At 67.6% G+C, this 15,696-nt stretch carries 12 protein-coding genes; 6 read left to right on the top strand and 6 right to left on the bottom strand.

Annotated elements, in window-relative coordinates; genetic code table 11:
- The first annotated feature begins 12 nt into the window (after positions 1-12).
- A complete protein-coding gene (gene gabT, locus QQ25_RS14805; RefSeq protein ID WP_039379972.1) occupies positions 13-1,353 on the top strand; it encodes a 4-aminobutyrate--2-oxoglutarate transaminase in 1,341 nt (446 codons plus the stop codon).
- Positions 1,354-1,358: 5 nt separating this feature from the next.
- Here the strand turns inward: gabT and QQ25_RS14800 are convergent, their stop codons facing one another.
- Entirely contained in the window at positions 1,359-1,979 is a 621-nt protein-coding gene (locus QQ25_RS14800; RefSeq protein WP_039379354.1) for a hypothetical protein, read from the bottom strand.
- A 67-nt stretch (positions 1,980-2,046) separates the two neighbouring features.
- Here QQ25_RS14800 and QQ25_RS14795 point away from each other — a divergent pair, with 67 nt between their 5' ends.
- The 3 genes from QQ25_RS14795 to car (QQ25_RS14785) all read left to right on the top strand — a co-directional run bounded on the left by QQ25_RS14795 (position 2,047) and on the right by car (QQ25_RS14785) (position 10,023).
- Complete coding sequence (locus QQ25_RS14795) at positions 2,047-2,682, top strand: maleylpyruvate isomerase N-terminal domain-containing protein (protein ID WP_052235832.1); 636 nt, start codon at positions 2,047-2,049, stop codon at positions 2,680-2,682.
- Positions 2,683-2,850: 168 nt separating this feature from the next.
- The gene (gene car, locus QQ25_RS14790) at positions 2,851-6,360 is read left to right on the top strand and encodes a carboxylic acid reductase (protein ID WP_039379352.1); all 3,510 of its coding nucleotides are present in this window, start codon (positions 2,851-2,853) and stop codon (positions 6,358-6,360) included.
- A gap of 171 nt (positions 6,361-6,531) precedes the next feature.
- On the top strand, positions 6,532-10,023 hold the full coding sequence (car, locus tag QQ25_RS14785; protein ID WP_039379350.1) for a carboxylic acid reductase: 3,492 nt from the start codon (positions 6,532-6,534) through the stop codon (positions 10,021-10,023).
- A 109-nt stretch (positions 10,024-10,132) separates the two neighbouring features.
- Here the strand turns inward: car (QQ25_RS14785) and QQ25_RS14780 are convergent, their stop codons facing one another.
- Positions 10,133-10,888, bottom strand: a complete 756-nt coding sequence (locus tag QQ25_RS14780; protein WP_052235882.1) for an SDR family oxidoreductase — start codon at positions 10,886-10,888, stop codon at positions 10,133-10,135.
- 199 nt (positions 10,889-11,087) lie between these two features.
- Here QQ25_RS14780 and QQ25_RS14775 point away from each other — a divergent pair, with 199 nt between their 5' ends.
- A complete protein-coding gene (locus QQ25_RS14775) occupies positions 11,088-12,356 on the top strand; it encodes an HNH endonuclease (protein ID WP_039379349.1) in 1,269 nt (422 codons plus the stop codon).
- On the opposite strand, the gene QQ25_RS14770 is transcribed toward QQ25_RS14775, so the two are convergent.
- Genes QQ25_RS14770 through ruvC form a run of 4 tightly spaced genes read right to left on the bottom strand, consistent with a single transcriptional unit; the run spans position 12,353 to position 14,938 of the window.
- Positions 12,353-12,736, bottom strand: a complete 384-nt coding sequence (locus QQ25_RS14770) for a DUF1304 domain-containing protein (protein WP_039319521.1) — start codon at positions 12,734-12,736, stop codon at positions 12,353-12,355. The two genes, QQ25_RS14775 and QQ25_RS14770, sit on opposite strands and share 4 nt — an antisense overlap.
- Positions 12,737-12,741: 5 nt before the next feature.
- Entirely contained in the window at positions 12,742-13,797 is a 1,056-nt protein-coding gene (gene ruvB, locus QQ25_RS14765; RefSeq protein WP_039319519.1) for a Holliday junction branch migration DNA helicase RuvB, read from the bottom strand.
- The gene (gene ruvA / locus QQ25_RS14760; RefSeq protein ID WP_039379347.1) at positions 13,797-14,384 is read right to left on the bottom strand and encodes a Holliday junction branch migration protein RuvA; all 588 of its coding nucleotides are present in this window, start codon (positions 14,382-14,384) and stop codon (positions 13,797-13,799) included. The genes ruvB and ruvA overlap by 1 nt, the downstream gene beginning before the upstream one ends.
- On the bottom strand, positions 14,381-14,938 hold the full coding sequence (ruvC, locus tag QQ25_RS14755; RefSeq protein WP_039319514.1) for a crossover junction endodeoxyribonuclease RuvC: 558 nt from the start codon (positions 14,936-14,938) through the stop codon (positions 14,381-14,383). The genes ruvA and ruvC overlap by 4 nt, the downstream gene beginning before the upstream one ends.
- A gap of 94 nt (positions 14,939-15,032) precedes the next feature.
- On the opposite strand from ruvC, the gene QQ25_RS14750 reads away from it, so the two are divergent.
- Complete coding sequence (locus QQ25_RS14750; RefSeq protein ID WP_039319513.1) at positions 15,033-15,692, top strand: SDR family oxidoreductase; 660 nt, start codon at positions 15,033-15,035, stop codon at positions 15,690-15,692.
- Positions 15,693-15,696 lie beyond the last annotated feature (4 nt).

Here is a 15,696-nt window from a genome sequence, read left to right as displayed (position 1 = left end):
CAGGAGGCAGTGTTGAGCCATCCCGAGCAGAGCCGCCATCTGGCCACCGCGATCCCGGGCCCCAAATCTCAGGCATTGACCGGCCGGAGATCGGCCGCCGTCTCGCGCGGTGTCGGCACCACCATGCCGGTGTACGCCGCCCGTGCCGGCGGCGGCATCGTCGAGGATGTCGACGGCAACCGACTCATCGACCTGGGTTCGGGTATCGCCGTCACCACCATCGGCAACTCCTCTCCGCGCGTGGTCGAGGCGGTTGCCGCCCAGGCCGGCGACTTCACCCACACCTGCTTCATGGTGACGCCGTACGAGGCGTACGTCGCCGTGTGCGAGCAGCTCAACCAACTCACCCCGGTGCTCGGCGAGAAACGCTCGGCGCTGTTCAACTCCGGTTCCGAGGCCGTCGAGAACGCGGTGAAGATAGCCAGGTCCTACACCCACAAGCCGGCCGTCGTCGCCTTCGACCACGCCTATCACGGCCGCACCAACCTCACGATGGCCCTGACCGCGAAAGTCATGCCCTACAAGCACGGCTTCGGTCCCTTCGCGCCCGAGGTCTACCGGGCGCCGTTGTCCTACCCGTACCGCGATGCCGAGTTCGGCAAGGAGCTGGCCACCGATGGCGCGCTCGCGGCCAAACGCGCGATCGACGTAATGGAAAAACAGGTCGGTCCGGACAACCTGGCGGCCGTGATCATCGAACCCATCCAGGGTGAGGGCGGGTTCATCGTCCCGGCCGACGGGTTCCTGCCGGCGCTGTTGGGATGGTGCCGGGACAACAACGTGGTGTTCATCGCCGACGAGGTGCAGACCGGGTTCGCCCGCACCGGTGCGATGTTCGCGTGTGAGCACGAGGGCATCGACCCTGATCTCATCGTCACCGCCAAGGGCATCGCGGGCGGCCTGCCGCTCTCCGCGGTGACGGGGCGGGCCGAGATCATGGATTCCCCGCACGTCTCCGGGCTGGGCGGCACCTACGGCGGCAATCCGATCGCATGCGCGGCGGCGCTGGCGACCATCGCCACGATCAAGGCCGATGGCTTGATCCAACGTGCCGCATCCATCGAGGCGTTGATGAAGGACCGGCTCGGCCGGCTGCAGGCCGAAGACGAGCGCATCGGGGACGTGCGCGGCCGCGGCGCGATGATCGCAGTCGAGCTGGTCAAGGCCGGCACCACCACACCCGACCCGGAGCTCACCAAGGCGCTGTGCGCCGGCGCCCACGAGGCCGGGGTGATCGTGCTGTCCTGTGGCACCTACGGCAATGTGCTGCGATTCCTGCCACCGTTGACCATCAGCGACGAACTGCTCATCGAAGGGCTCGATGTGCTCGAGCTGATCCTGCGGGATCTCTGACCCACTCAATGAGCGTGGGTGTGACGCCGGCCGAACAGCCCGCCCCATGAGCGGTGTTCGCGCGCGGGGATCGCCTCGGTCGGCTGGGCATCTGCGACTACGGCGGGCTCGGCCGACGTGGCCGTCGCGACGGGCCGCCGCGCGTATTCGACGTCACGCAGACTGCGGACCGACAACCGGCCCACGGCCATGGCGCCGAGGAACACGATCAGCGCGCCGAGGCCCGAGAAGTAGGCCAGCTCCAGCGTGATCCGCTTGGCGTCCGTCACGGCTATCGGCATGCCCGGGTCACCGATGCCCAGCGGCCCCGCAAGGGCCCGGCCCACCACGAACCACGCGCCGGCCGCCACGGCCAGCCACGCGCCGAACTGCGCGGTGGCCCGGTTACCCGAACCCATGAGAAGCAGGCCGCCCAGCGCCGTGGCAGCGCCCGGAAGCACCTCCAACCAGCCGCGCGCCGTCGTCCAGACCCAGCTCTGATCCGGCGTGAACGCGAAGTCGAAGTACGGTCCGACGAACGGGATGAGTGCACCCCAGATTCCCAGCAGCACGAGCAGGAACCCACTGGTGGCGCCGCGGCTGCGCGGCATGCGCAGACGACCGCCGCGGGTCTCGAATTCGGTCATGATGCCTCCTTTGACACCCCGGTGGGTACCCGAACTGAAGCAGGACTAACGCCCCTACGCTGAGGGGATGCGCCTCGTCGGGGTTGCCTTGCGCGATGAGTTGGCCGTTGCCTGGGAACGGTGGGCGCACCGATGCGCCGACCTGAACGTCACCCAGTGGCGTGCCGCCACCCGTTGCGGGGCCTGGGACGTGCAGTCGCTGGTCGCCCATGCGTGCCCGGAGGCCACGACTTTCGATGAACTCGCCAAGGCCGCGGTGGACGGCCCGCCCGCGGTGGCGGACGCCGCCGAGATGCTGCGCATCTTCAACCAGCCCGACGGTGTCGCCCACACCACTGCAGATCGAATCGCCGCACATGCCGTTGCCGAAGCATCGACGCTGACGCCTGAGGGAGCCTCGACACGCTTCCGCGAAGCGGCGGCCCGGCTGCACCGCATGCCGGAAATGGCTCGGGCCGGCGAGACGGTGATCCGCTATCCGATCGTCGGCACGACCACCCTGGGCGTGGTCGCCGAAGTCGCCCTCCTGGAGGCCACCGTGCACCTGCTCGACCTGGCCGATGCCGTGGGAGGCGTGACGCCGTCGGCGGCGGCCCTGGCCGCCACCCGCGATCTGCTGATCGCGGTTCCCGATCCCGTGGCGGCGGTGGAGGCACTCGCCGGGCGCACGCCGGCACAGGCGGCAGTACCGGCGATCCGTTGACGCCTTAACGCAGGCTGTCGATCGGCACCGACGAACAGCCGGATTCACAGCACATTGACAGCTCAGAAGCTGGTTTTCCGGAAATAAGTTTAGTTTCACTAACGTAGTAGTTCGGTAGCGCAACGTCGCGCCGGTGAGTATTTCCGCTATCTGCAAAGAGGGTATTTGATGTCGTTTGACACTCGTGAGGAGCAACTGGCGAGCCGTATCGCCGATCTGACCGCCAATGATCCACAGTTCGCGGCGGCGATTCCCAGCGATACCGTGACCGCCGCCGTCGACGTCCCCGGGCTGCTCTTACCCGAGATCGTCCAGACCCTGCTGCAGGGCTACGCCGAGCGTCCCGCGCTCGGCGAACGCGCGCTCGAGTTCGTCGTCGACCCGGCCACCGGACGCACCGTCGCGCGCCTGCTGCCCCGATTCGACACCATCAGCTACGGCGAGCTCTGGGGCCGGGTCAGCGCCCTGGGCGCCGCCTTTCACGCCTCCGGTGTCGCCGCCGGTGACCGGATCGCCATCCTGGGCTTCACCAGCGCCGACTACACCGTGATCGACACGGCGCTGAGCCAGATCGGCGCGGTGTCGGTGCCACTGCAGACCAGCTCCACACCCGAGGCTCTTGCGCCGATCGTGGCGGAGACCGAACCGCGCGTGATCGCCGCGAGTGTCGACCACCTCGCCGACGCCGTCGAGCTGGCGCTGAGCGCGCACGCTCCGGCCTCCGTGCTCGTCTTCGACCACCACCCCGAGATCGACGACCATCGAGACGCCGTCGCTGCCGCCGCGGCACGCCTGCGCGAGGCCGGCAGCTCGGTCGCGGTCGACACCCTGGCCGATCTACTGGACCGCGGCCGTGAGCTGCCCGCTCCCCCGGTCCCCGAGGCCGAGGACACCGACCCGCTCGCATTGCTCATCTACACCTCCGGCAGCACCGGCGCGCCCAAGGGTGCGATGTACCTGCAGAGCGCGGTGGCCAAGTTCTGGCGACGCAACAGCAAGGCGTGGCTCGGACCGGTCAGCTCCGCGATCAACCTGAGTTTCATGCCGATGAGCCACGTGATGGGCCGGGGCATCCTCTACGCATCGCTGGCCGCAGGCGGCACGTGCTACTTCGCCGCCCGCAGCGATCTGTCGACCCTGCTCGAGGACCTCGCCCTGGTGCGGCCCACCGAGCTGAATTTCGTTCCGCGCGTGTGGGAAATGATCCACAGCGAATACCAGACCCGGGTCGATCAACGCCTCGCCGAGGCCGGCCAGGACCGTGCCGCCGTCGAGGCCGAAGTACTGGCCGAGGTGCGGGACAACGTGCTCGGCGGACGGTTCGTCGCGGCCATGACCGGTTCGGCCCCCATCTCAGCGGAGCTCAAAGCCTGGACCGAGGACATGCTCGGGATCCACCTGCTGGAGGGCTACGGCTCGACCGAGGCCGGCATGGCGCTCTTCGACGGCGTCGTCCAACGCCCGCCGGTGATCGACTACAAACTCGTCGACGTCCCGGATCTGGGTTACTTCGCCACCGATCAGCCCCACCCGCGCGGCGAGTTGCTGATCAAGACCGAGAATCTGTTCCCCGGCTACTACAAGCGCCCCGAGGTCACCGCGTCGGTGTTCGACGAGGACGGCTTCTACCGCACCGGCGACGTCGTCGCGCAGATCGGGCCGGACCAGCTGCGCTACGTCGACCGGCGCAACAATGTGCTCAAACTCGCCCAGGGCGAATTCGTCACGCTGGCCAAACTGGAAGCGGTCTTCGGCAACAGCCCACTGGTGCAACAGATCTACGTCTACGGCAACAGCGCCCAGCCCTACCTGCTGGCCGTGGTGGTCCCCACCGACGCGGACGTGTCGAAGCAGGAGATCAGCGATTCGCTGCAAGAGGTCGCCAGAGAAGCCGACCTGCAGTCCTACGAGATCCCGCGCGATTTCATCGTGGAGACAACACCGTTCAGCGTCGAGAACGGCCTGCTGACCGGCATCCGCAAGCTGGCCTGGCCGAAGTTGAAGGCGCACTACGGCGATCGGCTGGAACAGCTCTACGTCGAGCTCGCCGAGACGCAGGCCAACGAACTGCGGGCGCTGCGCAGCGGCGCCGCCGACGCCCCGGTGCTGGAGACCGTGAGCCGGGCCGCCGGTGCCCTGCTGGGTGCCGCGGCGGCCGACCTGGAACCCGATGCGCACTTCACCGATCTGGGTGGAGACTCGTTGTCGGCGTTGACCTTCGGCAACCTGCTGCGCGAGATCTTCGACGTGGATGTTCCGGTCGGCGTGATCGTCAGCCCCGCCACCGACCTGGCCGGCATCGCCGACTACATCGAGACGCAGCGCAACGGATCCAAGCGCCCGACTTATGCGTCGGTCCACGGCCGGCACGCCGCCGAGGTGAGCGCTTCGGATCTGACGCTGGACAAGTTCCTCGATGAGGCCACCTTGGCCGCCGCGCCGGGCCTGCCCAAGGCTCCGACCGAAGTTCGCACCGTGCTGCTGACCGGCGCCACCGGCTTCCTGGGGCGTTACCTGGCCCTGGAATGGCTGGAACGCATGGACCTCGTCGACGGCAAGGTCATCGCCTTGGTGCGGGCCAAGTCCGACGAGGAGGCCCGGGCCCGGCTCGACTCCACCTTCGACACCGCTGGACCCAACAGCGGCGGCGACGCGAAACTGCTTGCCCACTACCGGAAATTGGCCGCCGAGCACCTCGAGGTGATCGCCGGCGACAAGGGCGAGGAGAACCTCGGTCTCGATCAGCAGACCTGGCAGCGGTTGGCCGACGAGGTCGATCTGATCGTCGACCCGGCGGCCCTGGTCAACCACGTGCTGCCCTACAGCGAGCTGTTCGGGCCCAACGCCCTCGGCACCGCCGAGCTGATCAAGATCGCACTCACCACGAAGATCAAGCCGTATACGTATGTGTCGACCATCGGCGTGGGCGATCAGATCGAGCCCGGCAAGTTCGTCGAGAACGTCGATGTCCGGCAGATGAGCGCGGTCCGCAAGGTCAACGACGGGTACGCGAACGGTTACGGCAACAGCAAGTGGGCCGGTGAGGTTCTGCTCCGTGAGGCCAACGATCTCTGTGGGCTGCCGGTCGCGGTGTTCCGCTGCGACATGATCCTGGCCGATACGACGTACTCGGGTCAGCTGAACCTGCCGGACATGTTCACCCGGATGATGTTCAGCCTCGTCGCCAGCGGTATCGCCCCCAAGTCGTTCTACGAACTCGACGCGGACGGCAACCGGCAGCGCTCGCACTATGACGGGCTGCCGGTGGAGTTCATCGCCGAATCGATCTCGACCTTGGGCGGGCAATCGGTGGAGAGCTTCGAGACCTACCACGTGATGAACCCGTACGACGACGGCCTCGGCATGGACGAGTTCGTCGACTGGCTCGCCGAGGCAGGCTATGCGATCGAGCGCATCGCCGACTACGGCCAGTGGATCCAGCGCTTCGAGAGCACCCTGCGCGCTCTGCCGGACAAGCAGCGCCAGGCCTCACTGCTGCCGCTCCTGCACAACTACCAGAAGCCCGAGAAGCCGATGCTGGGCGCCTTGGCCCCCACCGATCATTTCCGGGCCGCGGTGCAGGAAGCCAAGATCGGGCCCGACAAGGACATCCCGCACGTCAGCCCGGCGATCGTCGTCAAGTACATCACCGACCTGCAGCAGCTCGGGCTGCTCTAGTCACCTGGTGCGCTCGTACCGCTTCGGCGGGACGAGCGCACCGACAGGGCGTGACGCATCTCGCACCGTGTGAGCTGGCATCTCGAAATATAATTAGTTTTACTAACGTAGTAATCAGTAGGCGCGGCAAACGTGCCGACACTAATTATTTTGATTGCTCAGGGGAACGATATGACCACCGAAACACGCGAGGACCGGCTCCAGCGCCGGATCGCCACGCTGTACGAGACCGATTCACAATTCGCCGGCGCCCGCCCCAGCGACGCCGTCAACACCGCCGTCGCGCAGCCTGAACTGCGGCTGCCTGCCATCGTCAAAGGTGTGCTCGCCGGGTACGCGGACCGCCCCGCGCTCGGACAGCGCGCCGTCGAGTACGTCACCGACGCCGACGGCCGCACCGTCGCCGAACTTCAGCCCCGATTCGAGACCATCACCTACCGCCAGCTCGGCGACCGCATCCAGGCGGTGACCAACGCCTGGCACAACCACCCCGTGAAGCCCGGCGACCGCGTCGCCATCCTCGGGTTCACCAGCGTCGACTACACCACCATCGACACCGCACTCATCGAACTCGGCGCGGTGTCCGTACCGCTGCAGACCAGCGCCCCGGTGAGCACGCTGCGGCCCATCGTGGCCGAAACCGAACCGACCGTGATCGCGGCGAGCATCGACTTCCTCGACGACGCAGTCGAATTGGTGAAGTCCGGCCCCGCACCCCGCCGCCTGGTGGTGTTCGACTACCAGCCCCGGGTCGATGCCCAGCGTGAGGCCTTCAACGCCGCCAAGGCAGCGCTGTCCGGCACCGATGTGGTCGTCGAACCGTTGGCCGACGTTCTCGACCGCGGCCGGTCGCTGGCCGATGCCCCGTTGTACACGCCCGGCCAGACCGACCCGCTGACGATGCTGATCTACACCTCCGGCAGCACCGGCACGCCCAAGGGCGCGATGTACCCGGAGAGCAAGGTCGCCAACATGTGGCAACTGGCGTCGAAGGCGACCTGGGATGAGAACCAGGCCGTGCTGCCCGCGATCACCCTCAACTTCATGCCGATGAGCCACGTCATGGGCCGCGGCATCCTCATCGGCACGCTCAGCTCGGGCGGTACCGCGTATTTCGCTGCCCGCAGCGATCTTTCGACCTTCCTGGACGACCTCGCCCTGGTCCGGCCGACGCAGTTGAGCTTCGTGCCACGCATCTGGGACATGCTGTTCCAGGAGTATCAGAGCCGGGTCGACCGTGCCGGAGCAGGATCCGAGGACGCAGTACTCGCCGAAGTCCGCGAGGGCCTCCTGGGCGGACGGTTCGTCTCCGCGATGACCGGTTCCGCACCGATCTCGGCGGAAATGAAGACCTGGGTGGAGCGCCTGCTCGACATGCACCTACTGGAGGGCTACGGCTCGACCGAGGCCGGTTCGGTCTTCGTCGACGGCCACATCCAGCGTCCGCCGGTGATCGACTACAAACTGGTCGACGTTCCGGATCTCGGCTATTTCCGCACCGACCGGCCCCACCCGCGCGGTGAGCTGCTGGTGAAGTCCGAGCAGATGTTCCCCGGGTACTACAAGCGCCCCGAGATCACCGCCGAGATGTTCGACGAGTACGGCTACTACCGCACCGGTGACATCGTGGCCGAGCTGGGCCCTGACCACGTCGAATACCTCGACCGGCGCAACAACGTGCTGAAGCTCTCGCAGGGCGAGTTCGTCACCGTTTCCAAGCTGGAGGCGGCCTTCGGAGACAGCCCGCTGGTGCGGCAGATCTTCATCTACGGCAACAGCGCCCGCTCCTACCTACTGGCCGTTGTCGTGCCGACCGACCCCGGCGCAACCAAGCAGCAGATCAGCGATTCGCTTCAGGATGCGGCGCGCGCCGCCGGCCTGCAGTCCTACGAGGTGCCACGTGATTTTATCGTGGAGACAACGCCTTTCAGCCTGGAGAACGGTCTGCTGACCGGTATCCGCAAGCTGGCCCGCCCCAACCTGAAGGCCCATTACGGTGACCGGTTGGAGCAGCTCTACACCGAGCTGGCCGAAGGCCAGGCCAACGAGCTGAGCGAGCTGCGGCGCACCGGTGCGCAGGCACCCGTCCTGGACACCGTGGGCCGTGCCGCCACCGCGCTGTTGGGCGCGGCGAGCTCCGATGTCGCACCCGATGCCCACTTCACCGATTTGGGTGGAGATTCATTGTCCGCCTTGACCTTCGGCAACCTGCTGCAGGAGATCTTCGACGTCGAAGTGCCGGTGTCGGTGATCGTCAGCCCGGCCTCGGATCTTCGGACCATCGCCGAGCACATCGAGGCGCAGCGCTCGGGCGCCAATGTGCGGCCGACGTTCACCTCGGTGCACGGGCGCAACGCCACCGAAGTGCACGCCGCTGATCTGACCCTCGACAAGTTCATCGACGCCGCCACGTTGGCCGCAGCACCCGGTCTGCCGGGCCCGGCCAGCGAGATCCGCACCGTATTGCTCACCGGCGCAACCGGATTCCTGGGTCGTTACCTGGCCCTGGAGTGGCTGGAGCGCATGGATCTGGTCGACGGCAAGGTGATCTGCCTGGTGCGCGCAAAGTCGAACGAGGAGGCTCGCGCACGGCTCGACGCCACCTTCGACAGTGCTGGACCCAACAGCGGCGGCGACGCGAAACTGCTCGCTCACTACCGGGAACTGGCCGCCGATCACCTCGAGGTTCTCGCAGGCGACAAGGGCGAGGCCGATCTGGGCCTCGACCGCGCGACCTGGCAGCGCCTTGCCGACACCGTCGATTTCATCGTCGACCCGGCCGCCCTGGTCAACCACGTGCTGCCCTACAGCGAACTGTTCGGCCCCAACGCGCTCGGCACCGCCGAGCTCATCCGGATCGCACTGACCACGCGGATCAAGCCGTTCGCCTACGTGTCGACGATCGGTGTCGGCGGGGGCATCGAGCCCGGAAAGTTCGTCGAGGACGCCGATATCCGCGAGATCAGCGCGACCCGTCGCGTCGACGACGGTTACGCCAACGGCTACGGCAACAGCAAGTGGGCCGGTGAAGTCCTGCTGCGTGAGGCCCACGACCTGTGCGGGCTGCCGGTGACGGTGTTCCGCTGCGACATGATCCTGGCCGACACCACCTACGCCGGGCAGCTGAACCTGCCGGACATGTTCACCCGCATGATGTTCAGTCTCGTCGCCACCGGAGTCGCCCCGCGCTCGTTCAACCAGCTCGACGCTGACGGCAACCGGCAACGTTCGCACTACGACGGCCTGCCCGTCGAGTTCATCGCCGAGGCCATCTCCACCCTGGGCGCCCACGTTCAGGACGGCTTCGAGACCTACCACGTGATGAACCCGCACGACGACGGCCTCGGCATGGACGAGTTCGTCGACTGGCTCATCGAGGCCGGTTACCCGATCCAGCGCGTCGCGGACTACCAGGAATGGTTGTCCCGCTTCGAGACCACATTGCGGTCACTGCCGGACCGGCAACGCCAGGCTTCACTGCTGCCGCTGCTGCACAACTACCAGCAGCCCGGCGTGCCGGTGAACGGAGCGATGGCGCCGACCGACGTGTTCCGTGCCGCAGTGCAGGACGCGAAGATCGGACCGGACAAGGACATTCCCCATGTCAGCCCGGAGGTCATCGTCAAGTACATCAGCGATCTCAAACTGCTCGGATTGCTGTAACAGACTTCCCCACAAGGGAAGATCCCCCTGAGCGGCCGCGGTCCCACCAGGACCGCGGCCAATCAGTATGTGTGGCCTCAGGCGTGCGGCGGATGCTCCGGGAACGCAGTCACCGCAGGGTGTAGCCGCCGTCAGGGTAGAGCGTGGACCCCGTCGTGAAGCCGTTGGTGAAGAGGAACATCACGGCGTGTGCGATGTCATCCTCGGTGCCCAGCCGGTGCAGGACCGTGTCCCTGCGGTACTGCGCGAAGGCGCCTTCACGGTCGACGGCCGGACGTTGCGCCCAGAGGTTGCCGTCGATGGTGCCGGGCGAGACGACGTTGACGCGGACCGGTGCGAGTTCGAGGGCCAGCCCTCTCCCGAGCCCTTCGATCGCCGCGTTGCAGGCGGCGTAGGCGGGTGCGGGCGCAGGCGGCCGGGCTCCTGCGGCACCGGACATCAGGACCACGGATCCGTCCGCCGTCAGCTTGGGCGCGGCGTAGCGCACGACGTGGTACTGGCCCCAGAACTTGGAGGTGAACGGGCTCGCCGCCGCCTCGTCGCTCAGCTCCAGCATCGGGCCCACCTGGTAGGAGGCGGCGGAGGTGAACAGATGATCCACGCGGTCGAGTTCGGCGAAGAACGCCGCGAGCGAGGAGTTGTCCGTGACGTCCACGGACCGCCAAGTCGCCGAATGCCCCACTTGTTCCGCCGCGGCCGCCAGGCGCACGGGTGTGCGGCCTCCCAGGACGACGCGGGCGCCGGCCGCGGCAGCCTGATGCGCGACCCGCAGCCCGATGCCCGAGCCACCCCCGATCAGGACGACCGTGCGCCCTTTGAGGCAACCGTCGTGATGGGCTTCAACCTCATGAGGGAGTGAGCTCAAGGCAATTCCTTGTCGGCGCATCGCTACGTACGTGATCAGCATCCGGCAACCCGCCGACGCATGAACTTATTCCGCCCTGTCGACAGCCCGCTCCGCCCTGGTGACAAACGGCGGTGTCTCGCTCCCCGGACACGACTGCACGCTCCGCAGGAAGCGCTTCCCCTGAAACTTGTCAGTGGAGGCGGGTAGCATAGAACACATGTTCGAACAGTTCGCGTACGTCGATCCCGATGCCGGTGAAGCGGCACTGCGGGATCGCATCGCCGAGCTCGAGCGCCTCAAGTCCGCCGCTGCGGCCGGCCAAGCCCGTGCCGCCGCTGCACTGGAAGTTGCCCGCCGCACCGGAGAGGCCGCCGCCGGGGTGCCCGCCTCACGTCGTGGCCGCGGACTCGGTTCGGAAATCGGACTGGCTCGCCAGGACTCCCCCGCCCACGGTCGCCAACACCTCGCCGACGCCCGCATCCTCGTGCACGATTTGCCGCATACCCTCGCAGCCCTGGAAACCGGAGTGCTCACCGAATCCCGCGCGCGGCTGATCGTCCGGGAAGCGGCCTGCCTGTCCCCGGCCGACCGGCGCCGCCTCGATGAGCAGCTCTGCGCCGACCACACCAAACTGCTCGGGCTCGGCGATGCCCGAATCACAGCCGACGCCAAAACGATTGCCTACCAACTCGATCCGGTAGCCGTCATCGACCGGGCCACCCGCGCACCCGAGGATCGTGCCGTCACCTTCCGTCCCGCCGCCGACAACATGGCCATCGTCACCGCCCTACTGCCCGCCACCGATGCGGCGTGCGTGCGCTCATCACTCACCAGCGCGGCCGATCGCTGTGCCGACGGGCGCAACCGCGGCCAGGTCATGGCCGACACCCTGGTCTCCCGCGTCACCGGCCGCGACGTCACCAAGCCGGTCCCCGTCGCGGTCAACCTCGTCCTGTCCGACGACACTCTGTTCGCCGGCAGCACGCAGCCCGCATACCTCCAGGGCCATGGGCCCATTCCGGCGGCGACGGCCCGGCGCATGATCGGCAACGCCGTTGTTGACGACAGCTCGTGGGCCACCCTGCGACGCCTCTACGCCGCGCCCGACACCGGCGCCCTGGTCGCGATGGAATCCCGCTCACGGCGATTCCCGAAAGGCCTCGCCCGGTTCATCGCCACCCGGGATCAATCCTGCCGCACGCCCTACTGCGATGCCCCGATCCGGCACATCGACCACGTCACGCCCCACCACCATCATGGACCGACTTCCGCAGCCAACGGTGAGGGGCTGTGCGAGCGCTGCAATTACGTCAAAGAGAGCCCCGGCTGGCAGGTGGTAGCCGGTGTCGACGAATCAGGGCGCCACACAACAGAATTCATCACGCCGACGGGCGCCACCTACCGGTCGACCGCACCACCGTTGGCCGGTGGGCTCCGGGTGTTCACCCGAGAAATCCACATGGTGATCAACAGGCCCGCCGCTTAGAGCAGACCGATCGCGAGCAATACGACCGCGATGAGCGGGAAGATGCCCTGGGTGATCGCTGCCCGCGCCTTGTCCGGTGAGCTGGTCAACAGCACGACTGCGGCGGCAAGCATCGAGCCGGCACCCGCGAACACGAGCGCGGCACCAACCGCGCAGTGTCCCAGGCTGATTCCAGCGATTCCGACCACCGTGACAATGGCCAGGAACAGGTTGTAGAAGCCCTGGTTGAACGCCAGCTCCTTGGTGGCCAGCGCCTCGTCCTCGCTGGTCCCGAAAGTGGCGCGGGTACGCGGTGAAGTCCACGTCAGCGACTCCATCACAAAGATGTAGACATGCAGGACCGCGGCGAGCGCGGCGAACACCAAACCGGCGATGACCATGCGGTCTATTCAAACAGCCCGGGCTGCCCCAGTCCGGTAACCGGCGGTTGCATACCCAGATGCGTCCACGCCAGTGGCGTGGCCACTCGGCCACGCGGCGTGCGGGCCACCATTCCGGCGCGGACCAGGAACGGTTCGCAGACCTCCTCGACCGTGGTCGCCTCTTCTCCCACCGCAACCGCCAACGTCGACACCCCGACCGGACCGCCGCCGAAACTGCGGGTCAGCGCCGACAGCACGGCGCGGTCCAGACGATCGAGGCCGAGCTCATCGACGTCGTAGACCTCCAAGGCGGCCTTGGCGATATCGCGCGTGATCACACCGTCGGCCCGGACCTCGGCGTAGTCCCGGACCCGGCGCAGCAGCCGGTTGGCGATGCGCGGCGTCCCGCGGGAGCGCCGCGCAATCTCCGTGCCGGCCTCGCCGCCCAATTCGATGCCGAGGATGCCGGCCGAACGGGCCAGCACCCGCTCGAGTTCGACCGGCTCGTAGAAGTCCATGTGCGCGGTGAAACCGAACCGGTCGCGCAAAGGACCGGTGAGCGCGCCGGACCGCGTGGTCGCCCCGACCAACGTGAAGGGCGCGACTTCGAGAGGGATGGAGGTCGCGCCGGGGCCTTTGCCGACCACCACGTCGACCCGGAAATCCTCCATCGCCAGATACAGCATTTCTTCGGCGGGCCGCGCGATGCGGTGGATCTCGTCGATGAACAGCACGTCGTGCTCGACGAGGTTGGACAGCATCGCGGCCAGGTCACCGGCCCGCTCCAGCGCGGGGCCGGAGGTGAGCCGCAACGAGGACCCCAGCTCGGCGGCGATGATCATCGCCAGCGACGTCTTGCCCAATCCCGGCGGACCGGACAAAAGAATGTGATCCGGTGTGCCACCGCGGTTCTTGGCGCCCTCAAGGACCAGTTGCAGCTGCTCACGCACCCGGGGCTGACCGATGAACTCACCCAGTGAACGCGGGCGCAGGCTGGCGTCGACGTCGCCTTCGCCGACGGTCAGTGCCGGGGAAACCTCCCGCTCGTCGGGTTCGTCGGTTTCGTCGAAACGGCCCATTACTTCTTACCCAGCATGGACAGCGCCGCCCGCAGCGCGGAAGCCGTGGTCGCCTCAGGGTCGTTGGCCAGCACCTTGTCGGTGGCTTCCTCGGCCTGCTTGGCGGCGAAGCCAAGTCCGACAAGGGCTTCCACGACGGGCGCGCGCACGGCGTGGCCCGTGAAGCCGGAGCCCGCGCCGGCCGTGACCGGACCGATCTTGTCGCGCAGTTCGAGCACCATGCGCTCGGCACCGCGTTTGCCGATGCCGGGAACCCGCGTCAACGCGGTGACATCGCCATCGGCCAGAGCCTGCCGCAGTGCCTGGGAGTCATAGACCGCCAGCGTCGCCAAGGCGATCTTCGGTCCGACACCCGACACCCCGAGCAGTGTGAGGAACAGATCGCGGGCATCCCCGTCAGCGAACCCGTAGAGCGTCATCGAGTCCTCGCGCACGATCATCGCGGTGATCAGCCGGGACTCGGCACCGCGACGCAGGTTGGCCAGGGTCGACGGGGTCGCCATCACCTTGTAGCCGACGCCGGCGGCCTCGATCACCGCGTGGTCGAGGGCGATGTCGATGACCTCACCGCGAACCGACGCGATCATGCCCGGGCCGCCTTGAGTTTCGCTGCGTACTTGCGGCGCTGTTCGGCGGCGAGCGCCTCGGCGGCAGCCATCCGCGCGATCATCGGGGCGCGCCAGCAATGGCAGATGGCCAACGCCAGCGCGTCGGCCGCGTCAGCGGGGGTCGGCTTGGCCTGCAGGGCAAGAATTCTGGTGATCATCTCGGTGACCTGGGCCTTGTCGGCACGGCCGTTGCCGGTGACTGCCGCCTTGACCTCCGAAGGGGTGTGGAAATGCACCTCGATGTCGCGCCGCGCCGCGGCCAGCGCGATCACGCCACCGGCCTGGGCCGTGCCCATCACCGTCGACACATTCTGCTGGGCGAACACCCGCTCGATCGCGATGACATCGGGCCGGTGAGTGTCCATCCAGTACTCGGCCACGTCGCTGATCTCCAGCAGCCGCTTCTGCAGCGGTGCGTCGGCCGGGGTGCGGACCACGTCCACGTCCAGCGCGGTGACCTTCCTGCCCTTGCCGCTCTCGACCACCGACAGGCCGCAGCGCGTCAACCCGGGATCCACTCCCATCACCCGCACACGAACCCCTTCGTCAGAACATCTGTTCGAGAGCCTATCGCGAGCCGGCAGTAGCCTGCGGCAGGGACACGCTCACATCCGTAGGGTCGGACCTATGCGCGTAGTGATAGCGGGCGGACACGGCAAGATCGCCCTGATCCTCGAACAACTGTTGAGTGCCCGCGGCGACGAGGCCGCCGGGCTCATCCGCAACCCGGCTCAGGCCGAGGACCTGCAGGCCGCGGGAGCCGAGGCCATCGTCCTCGATCTGGAGCAGGCGTCGGTGGAAGAGGTCGCCAAGGCCCTGCGTGGAGCCGACGCCGTGGTGTTCGCGGCAGGCGCCGGGCCGGGCAGCGGGGCGGCCCGCAAGCAGACCGTCGATCGTGACGCCGCGATCCTGCTGGCGGACGCCGCCGAGGCAGCAGGGGTGGACCGGTATGTGATGGTCTCGGCGCTGGCCGCCGACGACCGTTCGCTGGACGACAGCTATGACGAGGTGTTCCGGGCCTACATGCGGGCCAAATCCGAGGCCGACGCCAACGTGCGGGCGCGCACCGGGCTGCGCACCACGATCGTGCGGCCCGGCGGGCTCACCGATGATCCGGGTACCGGCAATGTGACCGTCGCCGAGTCGACCGGACGGGGCACGATCCCGCGCGCCGACGTCGCGCAGGTGCTGCTCGCCGTCCTGCACGAGCCGGAGACCGCCGGGCGGACCTTCGAGGTGATCTCCGGGGAGACACCTGTCGACGCAGCGCTGCACCCGGCGCGGTAGGCGG

This window comes from Mycolicibacterium setense (genome assembly GCF_000805385.1).
In the GTDB taxonomy this organism is placed as follows: Bacteria; Actinomycetota; Actinomycetes; order Mycobacteriales; family Mycobacteriaceae; genus Mycobacterium; species Mycobacterium setense.
This window is presented reverse-complemented; position numbering and strand designations above follow the sequence as displayed.

Coding starts and splice junctions, on each gene's coding strand:
- QQ25_RS14800 (WP_039379354.1), bottom strand. CDS start 1,979: ATGACCGAATTCGAGACCCGCGGCGGTCGTCTGCGCATGCCGCGCAGC.
- QQ25_RS14795 (WP_052235832.1), top strand. CDS start 2,047: ATGCGCCTCGTCGGGGTTGCCTTGCGCGATGAGTTGGCCGTTGCCTGG.
- car (WP_039379352.1), top strand. CDS start 2,851: ATGTCGTTTGACACTCGTGAGGAGCAACTGGCGAGCCGTATCGCCGAT.
- car (WP_039379350.1), top strand. CDS start 6,532: ATGACCACCGAAACACGCGAGGACCGGCTCCAGCGCCGGATCGCCACG.
- QQ25_RS14775 (WP_039379349.1), top strand. CDS start 11,088: ATGTTCGAACAGTTCGCGTACGTCGATCCCGATGCCGGTGAAGCGGCA.
- QQ25_RS14770 (WP_039319521.1), bottom strand. CDS start 12,736: ATGGTCATCGCCGGTTTGGTGTTCGCCGCGCTCGCCGCGGTCCTGCAT.
- ruvB (WP_039319519.1), bottom strand. CDS start 13,797: ATGGGCCGTTTCGACGAAACCGACGAACCCGACGAGCGGGAGGTTTCC.
- ruvA (WP_039379347.1), bottom strand. CDS start 14,384: ATGATCGCGTCGGTTCGCGGTGAGGTCATCGACATCGCCCTCGACCAC.
- QQ25_RS14750 (WP_039319513.1), top strand. CDS start 15,033: ATGCGCGTAGTGATAGCGGGCGGACACGGCAAGATCGCCCTGATCCTC.